Raw genomic sequence first — 12,934 nt, 5'->3', positions numbered from 1 at the left:
CGACCGGGGTGCGGGTGACGGGGTCGATGAAGAGCCGGTCCCACTCCGACACCTGCCCGGCGAGCTCACGCGCCGTATCGGCATCGATCAGCCCGGCCCCGACGGCTTCGGCGGGGTGCTCGTCCTTACCCATCAGCGTCTCGGCGGTGACCGCCACCTGAACCCGCGCGCGGATCGCCCCGAGCCCACCAGCCCGGTCGGCCCCGTAGGTCGGGTCAACTACGGGCGCCCCACCGAGGACGAGGTCACCGAGGATGTCGGCTCGGAGTTGGTCCATGGTTCGCGTATCGGCGGACTCGCCCGCCCTGAGGGCATCCGCCCCGGCATCCGCAGCCGCACCCGCGGTCCGGGCGTCCTTGACGGACTGCCCCATCTGCGTGAGCCGGTCGAGCATGCCCACCGCGATCACGGTCGGGACGGTCGCGATGACATCCGACATCCCGTCCGTCCCGTGCGAGACCCGCACGCACCGTCCGGCGGCGGCTTCGCGGTGCCGGTCGGTGAACGTGCGCTCATGGAGTCTCTCCGCGAGGGCACGCAGGGCCGGTTTCACCCGGGTGGCGATGTCGCGCTCGCACACCGCGATCGCCGCGACCTCGAACTCGCCCCGCACCTCATCGGGCAGCCCGGTCCCCGCTTTGACGACCGCGTCGACGTGGTCGCGGGTGATCCGCCGCTCCTGCCACGCTGAGAACACGGTCGGGTAGTCGTCGACGACCGTCAGCGCATGGTCGATGTCGGCCTGCAGGCGCCGGTCGGTCCGCCGGGCAAGCCCTGCGGCTTCGGCTGCGACCGACCGCAGCTCCATGTCCGACGCCATCCCACGAACCCCATCACGGCGCGCCTCACGCAACGCGGACCGGCCCAGCTCGGCCAGAGCCCGCACCGAAGCGACATCCGCGTCATGCATCAGCGCGAGCGCCTCGCCGTAAGCCGCGATCGCGGGGCCGTGCGGCGAGACCTCCACCCCGCCCGAGCCACCACCTGCGTTCGCTGACATGTTCCCATTGTGGCAGCGGGGTCAGACACTGGCATCGAACATAGCTACGAACTGCAAAACTCGTCAGAGCGCACCCCTGGGGAGGAATCGCCGACCGGGAACCGCCGGTCAGGGCACGCGCACGCCCGTGAAGTTCGTCCGCTGCCGCAGCTCGAAGCCGAGCTTCTCGTAGCCGGCGATCGCGTTCACGTTCGACGCGGCCGCATGCATCATCGCTCGGCCACCCCGCTGCTGGATGTGGAACGCGACATCCAGCACCAGCCGCGACGCGAGCCCCTGCCGCCGGTACGCCTCGTCGGTCGCGACGGCGCTGATCTCGGTCCATTCGCCCGGCTGCAGCCGCTCCCCGGCCATCGCGATCAGCCGGCCGTCGCGCCGGATGCCGATGTACCGGCCGAGCAGGTAGGTGCGCGGCCGGAAGGGACCGGGCCGGTTGCGTTCGACGAGCGCGAGCATGTCGGCGACATCCGCCTCTCCGAGCTTGATCGCCTCGTCGTCCGGTCGCGGCTGGAGGCGATCCGTCTCGACGAGCTGCACTCCCGCGCCACCGAACGTGCGCACCCAGCCTTCAGGCAGCACCGGCCCAGCACCATCACTACCGCTAACGTCCGCACGGTCGGGCGTACTGATGCTGAACTCATTGCCCGAACCCACCACGGTCGTGAGCGAATCCCACACCGCAGGGTCCTCCCACGTGCGCACGCCCACGAAGCCGGCCACGTCGTCGGGATACCGGCGGACGAGGTCGTCGCCGATGGCGAGGTGCGCGTGCGCCCCGGTCAGCGAATGCCATGCGGCGTTATCGCGGACGTCGGAGCCGCCCAGAACAGGAGGGGTGGTGATGGTCATCGGGTTCGTCCTCTCGCGCGCCGCGTGCTGCCTTCGCCGCGGTCGCCGTCGGACCCAACGCGTCGATGCGCCGATCCATGCCCGCGGATGCCGCATCGCGACGCTATCCGTGACCGGACGCGACATCCCGGACCGCCGCCACATGCGTTCACGTACGGCAATCGAGCGATAGTGTGCCCACGTGCAGAGCTCGAGGCAGGCGACGGTGTGGTCGCTCCTGCGGCTGGCGATGGCCGTCGTCATCCTCGCCGCCGTCAGCACCCAGCTGACCGTGTCACTGACGCGAACCGCCGAGTCCGGCGGCGACGTCGCGACCGTGTTCGCGAACTTCTTCAGCTTCTTCACGATCCTCTCGAACGTCATCGCGGCAGTGGTTCTCGCGACGGTGGGTGTCCGGGCACTGATCGGCCGCGCCGGGCCGGAATCATCGCTCGGGCTCTCCGCCGCGCTCACCTGCGCCACGGCGTACATGGTCATCACCGGAGTCGTCTACAACGCACTCCTGCGCGGGATCACGCTCCCGCAGGGATCCGAGCCGGTGCCATGGTCGAACGAGGTGCTGCACCTGATCGGCCCGATCTTCCTCGTGCTCGACCTGCTGATCGGCGCCCGGCGCCGCGCCCTTCGCTGGCAGGTCGTATGGGTCGTGGTGGCGTTCCCGCTGCTGTGGGTGGCCTACACGCTCGTCCGAGGCCCGCTCGTCACGAACCCCACGACGGGCGAGCCGTACTGGTACCCCTACCCGTTCCTGAATCCGAACGGCCCTGGCGGATGGGGGTCGGTCGCGGCGTACGTCGTCGTCATCGCGATCGGCTTCGTCGCCGTCGGCTTCGGAGCGGTGTGGGTCACCCGCCGCCGCGCCCGCGTCCTGCCGACGGAGGTCACCGCGGCAGGGTGAGGATCTCGGCCGCTCCGTCGGTGATGGCGATCGTGTGCTCGGCGTGGGCGGTGAGGCATCCGGTCGAGCTGCGGAGCGTCCACCCGTCCGCGTCGGTCACGAGCACGTTCGTGTCTTCCATGACCCACGGCTCGATCGCGATGAGCAGCCCCGGCCGCAGGATGTAGCCCCGCCCCGGCCGCCCGGTATTGGGGATGTGCAGGTCGCCGTGCATCACCGACCCGATGCTGTGCCCGCCGAACTCGGTGTTGATGGAGTATCCGGCACCGGAGAGCACATTGCCGATCGCGCGCGAGATATCGCCCACCCGGTTGCCCGCGCGTGCGACCTCGATGCCGGCGGCGAGGGCGCGTTCGGTCGCGTCGATGAGGGCTGCCGCTCCCTCCGGGCGCCGATTCCCGACGACGAAGCTGATCGCGGCGTCGGCCGCAAGGCCGCCCTTCGCGACGGCGAGGTCGAGCGTGAGGAGGTCCCCGTCGGCGAGGCGGTAGTCGTGCGGCATCCCGTGCAGCACGGCGTCGTTGACCGCCGTGCAGATGTAGTGCCCGAAGGGGCCCCGCCCGAACGACGGCGCGTAGTCGACATAACAGGACGTCGCACCGTTGTCGTCGATGAGCTCGCGCGTCCACTCGTCGATCTCGAGGAGGTTGGTGCCCACCTGCACCCGCGAGCGGATATCGCGGAGGATGCCGCCGACGATGGCCCCCGCCTCGCGGGCGCGATCGACCTCGCGCGGTGTGAAGATCTCGATCATGGTACGCTCCTCCGGTATAAAAATACCGGTCAAACTATACCGCTACGATGAGCGCATGATGGTTCGTCGCGCGCTCACGCCCGAAGCCGTCGAGCGCGGCCATCGCCTGGGCGCCCAGCTCCGGCGAGCGCGGGGAGACCGGTCGATCACGGAGGTCGCCGCAGCCGCCGGCGTATCACCCGAGACACTGCGCAAGATCGAGACCGGCCGGCTGGCGACCCCGTCGTTCGCGACCGTCGCCGCCGTCGCCGCGAGCCTCGGCCTGTCGCTCGACGCGCTGGCCGCCGAGGCGCTGCTCACGGACATCGCCTCGACGACGACCTGATCAGCGACACAGCCGGCGCCCGGCCCCACCTCGCTGAGGAGAAGCCGGACGCCGGGTGCGGGGCGGCTCAGGCGCCGTCGCGCAGATCGCGGAAGAACGCGTCGACGTTGGCCCGCAGCGTCGCGATGCGGCGATCGCGCGCCGCTGCCGCGTCGAACCCGAGGTAGGGCGGCGGGTCGAGGCGCCGGACGTTCCGCGAGCACTCGAACCCCGAGCACAGGAGCGTCCCGACGGTGTTTCCGGCACGACCGGCCTTTCCCGCCCGTTTCGCGGCGAAGAAGACGACCTCGTTGGGGAGGGTGACATCGCAGCACCACGAGCATTGCGGGCGGGTGCGCGTGGCCTGATCTGCCTGACGCAGCTGCAGGCCGACGGCCTCGCCGTCGACCTCGGCGACGATGAACCCGAGCAGCGGAGTCTTGGGGTCGCGCCACCCGTAGTAGTCACGGGTAGACCAGTCGACGTCCCCGAGGTCGGCGGGGACGACGAGCGAATTGCGCTCGCGGAGCGAGACGTTGATGAACGAGGAGCGGATGGCTTTCGCGGTGAGGGCGAACATGGAAAGGGTCCTGTCTGAGTACGCGTTCGCGCACCACCGTCGCGCCGGCGCCCGGAACGGGCTGCGAGCAGACGGTCGTGAGCGGATCATCCCGGAACGACGGAGTCGTCGCCCGGGACCGGGAGAGCGCGTCGCGGACATGGGTCGACGCGACGCGCGCCGGATCAACCGGCGAGGAGGACGAAGGATGCCGCGCCTGTGCCACCGGCGCTGAGCGCGCCGGAGACCCCCTCACGCCCAGAGGGCATCGGCAGACGGACGGTACTCACGCGTCCAGGCTACTCCCTGCACACCGGCCGGTCACCGGCGATAGCCCAAGCTCACCGGTAGCGAACGACAGCCTCTCGGATGGCATCCGCGTACTCATAGATCTCATCGAGACCGTTGATGGGATGACGGGTCTCAACCTTTTCTGCATCCAGCAGACCGATGTACTTCTGCCGCGAGTTGAAATGGAGTCGGGCGATGGGCTTCCGATTGTTGTCGTCGAGCAGCACGGCGAAGTAGCTCTTCGCGTCACGATGGGTGACCCGCTGCGGCTTCGTCTCACCACATGCGATCGCCTTGACGATCTGGTAACCCTCCAGTTCCTCGAGCGTTGTCTCTATCTCGGTGTCACGATCCAGATCGTCCTGAACTGCGACCTCGCTCGTGGGGACGGGGGTCTCGTGATCCGGCACCTTGACCGCCACGCCAGCGCCAAGCGCCGTCTTCAGCCGGTCGTTCACACTCTCCGTGAGGAACTGACGCGCAGCCTTGGTTACCAGGGCGGTGAACTGCTCACGAACGCGTGCGGTGTAGGAGCCCTCATAAACACGTTGCGCGAAGAACTTGATCCACTCGTCGCTCGGGTCGCGGAACTGGCCCGCGATCTCGCGCTTGAGTGCTCCGACGTACTTGAGCTCTTCAGCGGCGTTGATGATCGACTCGAGGTCGAAGCTGTCCTTACTGAGCTTCTGGACCTCGGGGATGAGAGTGTCATCGATGTCGAGCAGGTCCAGCACGAGGAACGGCTTCGCGTCCATTCGGTTCGGAGCATCGAGGTCCGTGAAGAACTGCCAGATGACGCCGTTCGTGAGCGCAGCGATCCGCGCGTTCGTCGTCGCGAAGTATCGGAACAGCTGCGAAGCGTGCTCGATCTTGGGCGCACCGGTGGAGGCTTTGCATTCGATGAGGATCTGGACCTCGCCATCGCGCATGATGGCGTAGTCGACCTTCTCGCCCTTCTTGATTCCGACGTCCGCCGTGAACTCCGGCACGACTTCCAGCGGATCAAAGACGTCGTAGCCGAGGATCGACGAGATGAACGGCATAACGAACGCGTTCTTCGTAGCCTCTTCGGTGCCGATGAGCGACGCCTGATTCGAAACCTTATTTGCGAGCGCGGAAAGACGGTCCTGAAACTCCACTGTTCCCCCGAGGATGATTGATCTTCTGCGACCTTATCTAGATCGACGGCTGACCGTGCGGTTCCGGGCGTATCCGCGACGATCTGCGCGCCCTCTGTCCCGTGGCGGGTAGTACGGCGGCATCAGAACTGCACACCGGCCGGTCACCGGCGATAGCATCCACCCGTGACGACGAACGATCGGGGACGACGGCTCGTCGAACGCGCCAGCGCCCGCCTCGAGGAGCATCATCCCTCCTTCGTGACCTCCCACCCCACGGCCCTCGGCCTGCTGTGGATGATCACCGTGGTCGCCCTGCTCGTCATCTGCGATCTGCTCGGCGGCCCGCATTGGCTGCGCGCAACGCTCACCCTCACCGCGGCACTCCCGCCCCTCGTGGCGACGCTCATCGTCCTGTCGCAGACGCCGAGGTCGCACTTGGAGTACGAGCCGTCGATCCTGAGCCATTTCTTCGCGCGGTTCCTCGCGCTCTTCAGCGCCTTCGTGTTCTGGCTGGGCTCGGTCGTGATCGGCGGCGCGATCGCGGTGCAGCTCGCCGACGAGAGCGGCACCGACATCGAGGCGGCCTGGATCGCCGCCGGTGACCTCTTCGCCCGCATCGTGCCTCCGGTCACCGTGCTGCTCTACTGCGTGCTGATCATCCGCTACGCGAGCTACCTGGTGCGACTGCGCGGGTGGTCGGCCGTGCCCACGCGCCACCGCATCCCGGAGCACTTCCTCGCCGACGCGCCGCGCACACGTCAGATCGTGATCGGCCTCGCGCATCCGGGTCTGCTCCTCGCCTCGGGGCTGCTGTCGACACTCGTCGCGATCGCACTGACCCTGCGGGCAGAGGCGCTGCTCTCCTGAACGAGGAATACACCTCGGGGAGGATGCGCGTGCGCCTGAGAGCGGATGCCGCGCGGCCGCGCGCTTCCTAGCGTCGCTGGGGTGAGCACCGCCATCCCCCGATCGTCGATACTCCCCGTGTCCGCTGTCGCCGTCATCGCGGCGGCCGCACTGCTCATCCCCTGGTGGGGCGTCAGTCTCAGCGTCCTGGCGACGCGCGGGGCGATGACCGCGGGCCTCGCGCTTCCGGCGACCGCGTACCTCTCGGACGTATTCCTGTCGCTGCTCGCCGTCGGCACGGTCGTCGCGTTGGCCGTCGCGCTGCGAGGCGGGTCACGGCACCGCATCCTCTCCATCGCCGCAGCGGGCGGAGTCGTCATCGCCTACGCCACCAGCGAGATGGTCAAGGTGGCCCTCATGCAGGCACGCCCGTGCACCCGCTGGGCAGCGCTGTCGGCCTGCGACGCCACCGACTACTCCTTCCCCTCGAACCACGCCGTCCTCGCGATGGGCGCGGTCTGGGTCATCGCCGTGGCGGCGCGCCGGACGTGGGCGACGTGGGCGGCCGTTGGCGCAGCGCTCATCGTGCTTTCGGGTCGACTCTTCGAGGGCGCGCACTACCTGCACGATGTCGCCGCCGGCGCTCTGCTGGGTCTCGCCGTGCCGGCGCTGCTGACGATCGTCGCGGTCGCCGTCACGCGAGAACCCCGGACGACGCGGTCGGCGCCGGAGATCAGTCGACGGCGGAGCGGATTAGCTCCCGCACGCGACCCTCGACCTGGGGAGTGACCTCGACGATCGCGAACGACGTCGGCCACATCGACCCGTCGTCGAGCGTCGCCGTCTCGTCGAAGTTGAGCGTCGGGTAGCGGGTGTCGAACTTCGACTTCGGCTGCACGAAGATCACGACCTTCCCGGCGCGCGCATAGGCCGGGAACCCGTAGAACGTCTTCGGGTCGAGGTCGGATGCCTCCTCCGACACGATCCGGTGGACCATGCGGGCGACCTCGCCGTCGATCCCCTCGAGCGCGTCGATCGCGTCCATGCAGGCCTCGAGCTCTTTCGCGAGCTTCGCGGCGCCCTTCAGGCCCTTCGTCGAGCGGAGCTCCTCGGCCCGCTGCTTCATCGCCGCCTTCTCCTCGTCGGAGAATCCGGCACCGCCCGCCGTGCTGTCAGCCATCGCCACCCCTTCCGCGGCCCGCGGCGCGGGCATCACGGTCCGATCGTGCCACTCGCGGCGCGTGCTGACCAGGTTCCGGCATCCGGCTTCGCTCGCGACGGCGAACCGCGTCGATTCGGGTACCCGACCGGCGGCATCCGAGACCGTAGGCTCTGAACATGCGTGCTCGTCTCGGTTCCGCCCTCCTCGTCCTGTCGGCTCTCGCTCTCGCCGGATGCGCATCGTCGCCCACGCCCGCCGAGCCCGACACCATGCCGACCGCCGAGACCGTTCCGGAGGGCGCCTGCGCCTACGTCGAGGCTCCCGGCGGCGTGCGCGACGTCGAGCTCCCGCCGGCCGAGTCCGAGGTGACGGGCCAGGTCTCGGCCGTGCTGCAGACGTCGGCCGGCGACATCCCCATGACCCTCGACGCCGACCGCACGCCGTGCACGGTCGGCAGCTTCGTCTCGCTCGCCGAGCAGGGCTACTACAACGACTCGCCCTGCCACCGCCTCACCACCTCGGGCATCTTCGTGCTGCAGTGCGGCGACCCGTCGGGAACCGGACGCGGCGGCCCCGGATATAACTTCGCCGACGAGCTCGACGGCAGTGAGACCTACCCGGCCGGAACGGTCGCGATGGCCAACGCCGGCCCGAACACGAACGGCTCGCAGTTCTTCCTCGTGTACGAGGACACCCCGCTGCCCGCGAAGTACACCGTCTTCGGCACGCTCGACGAAGCGGGCCTCGCGATCGTGCGCGAGGTCGCTGCCGCCGGCGCCGAGGGCGGTGCCCCCGACGGCGCCCCCGCCACCCCGGTGACGATCACCGGTGTCTCGCTGGGCTGAGCCCGGGCGCCGGCCCGCCGAGAACGCACCCTCTCGGCGAAAACGCACCGTGCGGGGTACGTGCTCGCGGTGACGGTGCGTTCTCGCGCACGCGCTCGACGGAATGAGCCCGCACGGCGCCGCGTTGGGGACAGCGTGATCGCGCTCGAACAGGCTCTGGCATCCCTCGAGATCCGTCCGGGGACGGCCCACGGGGCACGCCTCGCCCCGGGCGCATCGCTGCAGCTCGGCACGGGTGACGCGACGCTGGTCTACGTACTGTCAGGCGAGATCACCGGGGATCCGGCATCGGGCACCAGCTGCACCGTCGCCGGGCCGTCCGGTGACGCTGCGGTGCCGACGGGCCCGCGCACGCTTCTCGCCGGCGACGCCTTCTTGAGCCTCGGCTGCCGCCCGATCTCCCTGACGTCGCAGTCGGGCGCAGAGCTGACGGTCGTCCCTGCCGACGTCTCCCTCGCCGCAGTGACCCCGCTGCCGCCGTTCGTCTTCGTCGACGGTTTCGTCGAAATCGAGCCCGCGGCCGCTGCGCTCGTCAGCCACCTCGGCACCGGCACCCCCTCGGGGCGATCCGGAGACGCGGTCATCTGCCAGATGATGATCAAGACCGTCTTGCTGGCGGCCATCCGCGCGTGGGCGGCGCCTTCCCGCGGCGCTTCGGCCTGGCCCGCCCCGAGCGTCGACCCGTTCCTCCGCCGCGCCGCGGAGGCCGTCGCAGCCGAGCCCGGCCACGACTGGACCATCGACCAGCTCGCGAGCCTCAGCGCCATGTCGCGGACGGTCTTCGCCGCGCGCTTCCGACGCGCATACGGGCGTTCGCCCGCGAGCTACGTCGCCGACATCCGGATGCAGCACGCCAAGGACATGCTCGAGTCGGGCGCCTCCGTCTCGGAAACGTCGCGCGCCCTGGGGTACGGCTCCGACGAGGGCTTCAGCCGGGCGTTCCGCCGCCACACCGGGATGCCGCCGTCGCTGTGGCGCGCGCGGGCAGCGGCGCCGTCGTTGCACTGACGACGCCGCCAGCCCACCGTGTCACCGGCGGGGCGCCTCGTCAGGAGTGCTGCATCCGGTCGGCCTCGTGCGTCCGCACGACCCACCCGAACAGCACCGCGCCGACAGCGAGCAGCGTGAGGGCGACGACGTCGATCGCGACGACACCGACGAGATCGACCAGCAGCCCGCCGAAGCCGGCCGCGAGCACGATCGCGAGCTGGAACCCGACGACCGTCAGGCTTCCGCCGGCCTCGAGCCGGTCCGGCATCCGGTGGCCCACCCACGTGTTGACGATGATGAGCCATGACGCGAAGAAGAAGCCCCACACGAACACCGCGAGGACGACCACCGGGATCGATCCGGGCAGCAGCACGAGCAGCGCGATCGCCGCGGCGATGACGATGGGCGCTGTGACGGCGAGGACGCGGAACGCCCGGTCGACGAGCAGCCCGATGACGAGGTTGCCGATGAGCCCTCCCGCCCCGAACACCGCGAGCAGCAGCACGATCGTCTCGGCGCCGACATCCGGAACCCGCTCCAGCGCCAGCCGGATGTAGGTGTACGCCAGGAAGTGACCGAGCACGACCAGCACGTGGCCGGTCATGCCAGCCGCGACCCCGGTGCGCCGGAGCGAGTCGACGAGCAGCCGCACACTAGACGCCGCAGCGGCGGGCACCGTGGGCAGGGCGAGGCGCACAGCGAGCGCGACGGCGGCGGTCGCCGCTCCGACGACAGCGAACGCGATGCGCCAGTCGAGGATCTCGCTCAGGAGCACACCGAGCGGCACACCGGCGACGGTGGCGAGCGACACGCCGGCCGAGGTGAACATCATCGCCCGGCCGATGCGTTCCGGCCCGGCGAGCCGCGCGGCGACCGTGATCGACATCGACCAGAACGCGCTGATCGAGGCGCCGAGGAAGAAGCGCGCGATGAGGATCGTGATCAGGTGCGGTGAGAGCGCGACGACGATGCTCGAGGCGGATGCCGCCGCCGCGGCCCACACGAGCAGCGCGCGGCGGTCGAGGCGCGGGAAGATGAGGCCGATCGTCGGGGCCGCGATGAGTCCGGCGAGCGCCGTGATCGTCACCGTCTGGCCGGCCTGGCCGGGGGTCACCCCGAGGCCTGCGGCCATCTCGGTGAGCACTCCGTTGGGCAGGAACTCGGCGGTGACCACGAGGAAGCCCATCAGCATGATGACGATGAGTCCGCCGTATCTCATGGGCACGGCGTCCTCGCGGGTCAGGGGAATGGATGCAGTCGAGGTCATGCTTCCGATGCTCCCGGCTCGGCCGAATCGGCGCCCGACCGAACGTCCGCGGCATCCGACCGTCCGGCCGCCGCGCGTGGCATCCGCCGAGAACGCACCCTCTCGGCCAAAACGCACCGTGCGGGGTACGCGCTCGCGGCGACGGTGCGCGCTCGCGCGTCGGCAAGTGACGGCGACATCTGGGGTAACGGGAATTCGGTGCGACGCGTGAAGGACGGGAAACTCGGGGTTACGCCGGCGACCCGACGGCGCAGACCTCCGAAAGGCCCGACCGTGATCGCGCTCGAGCACGTATCGAAGACGTACGGCGGATTGACCGCCGTCGACGACGTCTCGCTGCAGATCCCTTCCGGGGAGATCTACGGCATCGTCGGCCAGTCCGGCGCCGGCAAGAGCACCCTCGCCCGCATGGTCAACCTCATCGAGCGGCCGGATACAGGCCGAGTGGTCGTCGACGGGGTGGATCTGACCGCCCTCGACGCGAACAGCCTGCGCGCGGCACGCCGTCGCATCGGGATGGTGTTCCAGCGGTTCAACCTCCTCGGCAGCCGCTCGGTGCGCGGCAACGTCGAGCTCGCCCTCGAGCTCGACGGCAGCCCCCGGGCCCGGCGGCGCGACCGCGCGCAGGAGATGCTCGACCTCGTCGGCCTCGGTCATCGGGGAGACGCCGCCGTGCACGAGCTGTCGGGCGGGCAGCAGCAGCGCGTCGGCATCGCCCGCGCCCTCGCGAGCGGCCCGAGCGTGCTGCTCTCCGACGAGGCGACGAGTGCCCTCGACCCCGAGACCACGACCTCGATCCTCGACCTCTACCGGCGCATCAACGCCGAGCTCGGACTCACCGTGCTCCTCATCACGCACGAGATGGATGTCGTGAAGTCGACGTGCCACTCGGCGGCGCTCATCGAGCACGGCCGCGTCGTCGAGAGCGGTCGCCTGACCGACGTCATCCGCACCCCGGGCTCGCGCCTGACCTCGCAGCTCTTCCCGCTGGGGCCGATCCCCGCGGGAGCCGACCCGAGCGCGACGGTCATCGACATCACGTTCGCCGGCGGCACGGCCGACCGTCCCGTCATCGCGCGGATCGCCCGCGACCACGACGTCGACGTGTCGCTGCTCGGCGCCCTCGTCGAGCAGATCGCCGGCACGCAGGCCGGCCGCACCCGTCTCGAGGTGCCCGCGGCCGCGGCATCCGCCGTCATCGCCGACCTGCGCGGCCAGGGCCTCATCGTCGACGTCCTGCAGGGAGGGGATGCCGCGTGAACGAGCAACTGCTCAATCTGCTGCTGGTCGCCACCGGCCAGACGCTCTACATGGTGGGCGTCGCGCTGCTGGCGACGATCGTCGTCGGCCTGCCGCTCGGCGTGGTGCTCGTCGGCACCGAGCAGGGGCGCTTCCTCGCGACCCCCTTCGGCTCGCGCCGCGTCGGCATCGTCATCAACCGCGTGCTCGACTTCATCGTCAACCTCGGCCGGTCGGTGCCGTTCATCATCCTGATGGTCGCGCTGATCCCCTTCACCCGGCTCATCGTCGGCACCTTCATCGGTCCGACCGCGGCGATCGTGCCCCTGTCGGTCGTGGCCATTCCGTTCTTCGCCCGCATGGTCGAGATCGCGATCAAGGAAGTCGATGACGGCCTGCTCGAGGTCGCCGCATCGCTGGGCGCGAGCCGCTGGCAGCTCGTGACGAAGGTGCTGCTGCCCGAGGCCGCGCCCGCGATGCTGCTCGGCCTCTCGACGACCGTCACCTCGATCATCAACTTCTCGGCGATGGTGGGCACCGTCGCCGGTGGCGGTCTCGGAGACGTCGCGATCCGCTACGGCTACCAGCAGTACAGCTGGATCCACATCGTCAGCGTCATCGTCGTGATCTTCGCGATCGTCATGGTGCTGCAGGGCCTGGCGAGCTGGGGCGCCCGGCGCCTCGCCCGCCGCTCGCCCCGCGGCCGCACCGCCGCCCCGAGCGCACGGATGCAGCGGGCCGACGCCCGCGGCACAGCCTGACGCCCCCGCACCCCCCCTCCAGCCACGCACCGCCCGCACCGTCATCCC

The 12,934-nt window shown here is 69.9% G+C and carries 15 protein-coding genes; 8 read left to right on the top strand and 7 right to left on the bottom strand.

The genetic code is table 11. The features are described 5' to 3' along the window. Both DO944_RS15865 and DO944_RS05945 read right to left on the bottom strand, forming a co-directional pair. A partial coding sequence (locus DO944_RS15865; protein WP_258524584.1) for a 13E12 repeat family protein occupies positions 1-1,000 on the bottom strand: 1,000 nt, incomplete at its 3' end. Between the two features lie 108 nt (positions 1,001-1,108). After that, positions 1,109-1,849 carry a GNAT family N-acetyltransferase gene (locus DO944_RS05945; protein WP_112615657.1) on the bottom strand — a complete coding sequence of 247 codons (741 nt, stop codon included), beginning with the start codon at positions 1,847-1,849 and terminating at the stop codon, positions 1,109-1,111. Positions 1,850-2,030: 181 nt separating this feature from the next. Here DO944_RS05945 and DO944_RS05940 point away from each other — a divergent pair, with 181 nt between their 5' ends. After that, positions 2,031-2,747 (top strand): Pr6Pr family membrane protein, encoded by a 717-nt coding sequence (locus DO944_RS05940; protein WP_258524583.1) that lies wholly within the window; start codon positions 2,031-2,033, stop codon positions 2,745-2,747. On the opposite strand, the gene map is transcribed toward DO944_RS05940, so the two are convergent. Then, positions 2,731-3,501 (bottom strand): type I methionyl aminopeptidase, encoded by a 771-nt coding sequence (gene map, locus DO944_RS05935; protein WP_112615655.1) that lies wholly within the window; start codon positions 3,499-3,501, stop codon positions 2,731-2,733. The two genes, DO944_RS05940 and map, sit on opposite strands and share 17 nt — an antisense overlap. Before the next feature lie 58 nt (positions 3,502-3,559). Here map and DO944_RS05930 point away from each other — a divergent pair, with 58 nt between their 5' ends. Next, positions 3,560-3,826, top strand: a complete 267-nt coding sequence (locus DO944_RS05930; protein ID WP_112616920.1) for a helix-turn-helix transcriptional regulator — start codon at positions 3,560-3,562, stop codon at positions 3,824-3,826. A gap of 67 nt (positions 3,827-3,893) precedes the next feature. Here DO944_RS05930 and DO944_RS05925 read toward each other — a convergent pair whose 3' ends face one another. Next, positions 3,894-4,385: an FBP domain-containing protein gene (locus DO944_RS05925; RefSeq protein ID WP_112615653.1), complete on the bottom strand. Its 492-nt coding sequence runs from the start codon at positions 4,383-4,385 to the stop codon at positions 3,894-3,896. A 320-nt stretch (positions 4,386-4,705) separates the two neighbouring features. Beyond that, positions 4,706-5,794 (bottom strand): type I restriction endonuclease, encoded by a 1,089-nt coding sequence (locus DO944_RS05920; protein ID WP_112615651.1) that lies wholly within the window; start codon positions 5,792-5,794, stop codon positions 4,706-4,708. Positions 5,795-5,959: 165 nt separating this feature from the next. Between DO944_RS05920 and DO944_RS05915 the strand changes: the two genes are divergently transcribed. Continuing rightward, entirely contained in the window at positions 5,960-6,643 is a 684-nt protein-coding gene (locus DO944_RS05915; RefSeq protein WP_112615649.1) for a hypothetical protein, read from the top strand. Positions 6,644-6,724: 81 nt separating this feature from the next. After that, entirely contained in the window at positions 6,725-7,411 is a 687-nt protein-coding gene (locus DO944_RS05910) for a phosphatase PAP2 family protein (protein ID WP_181574165.1), read from the top strand. Here DO944_RS05910 and DO944_RS05905 read toward each other — a convergent pair. Next, a complete protein-coding gene (locus DO944_RS05905; protein ID WP_112615645.1) occupies positions 7,356-7,802 on the bottom strand; it encodes a hypothetical protein in 447 nt (148 codons plus the stop codon). The two genes, DO944_RS05910 and DO944_RS05905, sit on opposite strands and share 56 nt — an antisense overlap. Before the next feature lie 158 nt (positions 7,803-7,960). Between DO944_RS05905 and DO944_RS05900 the strand changes: the two genes are divergently transcribed. Together DO944_RS05900 and DO944_RS05895 are read left to right on the top strand one after the other, a co-directional pair. Further along, positions 7,961-8,629 carry a peptidylprolyl isomerase gene (locus DO944_RS05900; RefSeq protein WP_112615643.1) on the top strand — a complete coding sequence of 223 codons (669 nt, stop codon included), beginning with the start codon at positions 7,961-7,963 and terminating at the stop codon, positions 8,627-8,629. Positions 8,630-8,764: 135 nt separating this feature from the next. Beyond that, positions 8,765-9,637, top strand: coding sequence for a helix-turn-helix transcriptional regulator (locus DO944_RS05895; protein ID WP_112615641.1), 873 nt, complete (start codon positions 8,765-8,767; stop codon positions 9,635-9,637). Positions 9,638-9,677: 40 nt separating this feature from the next. Here the strand turns inward: DO944_RS05895 and DO944_RS05890 are convergent, their stop codons facing one another. Then, the gene (locus DO944_RS05890; RefSeq protein ID WP_112615639.1) at positions 9,678-10,886 is read right to left on the bottom strand and encodes an MFS transporter; all 1,209 of its coding nucleotides are present in this window, start codon (positions 10,884-10,886) and stop codon (positions 9,678-9,680) included. A gap of 273 nt (positions 10,887-11,159) precedes the next feature. Between DO944_RS05890 and DO944_RS05885 the strand changes: the two genes are divergently transcribed. Then, positions 11,160-12,146 carry a methionine ABC transporter ATP-binding protein gene (locus tag DO944_RS05885; protein WP_112615637.1) on the top strand — a complete coding sequence of 329 codons (987 nt, stop codon included), beginning with the start codon at positions 11,160-11,162 and terminating at the stop codon, positions 12,144-12,146. Further along, complete coding sequence (locus tag DO944_RS05880; RefSeq protein ID WP_112615635.1) at positions 12,143-12,886, top strand: methionine ABC transporter permease; 744 nt, start codon at positions 12,143-12,145, stop codon at positions 12,884-12,886. Before DO944_RS05885 ends, DO944_RS05880 begins: the two co-directional genes overlap by 4 nt. The last annotated feature ends 48 nt before the right edge of the window (positions 12,887-12,934 follow it).

Source organism: Microbacterium sp. SMR1 (genome assembly GCF_003289625.1).
Lineage (GTDB): Bacteria > Actinomycetota > Actinomycetes > Actinomycetales > Microbacteriaceae > Microbacterium > Microbacterium plantarum.
The sequence above is the reverse complement of the archived record's forward strand: the minus strand, read 5'-3'. Positions and strand labels throughout refer to the sequence as shown.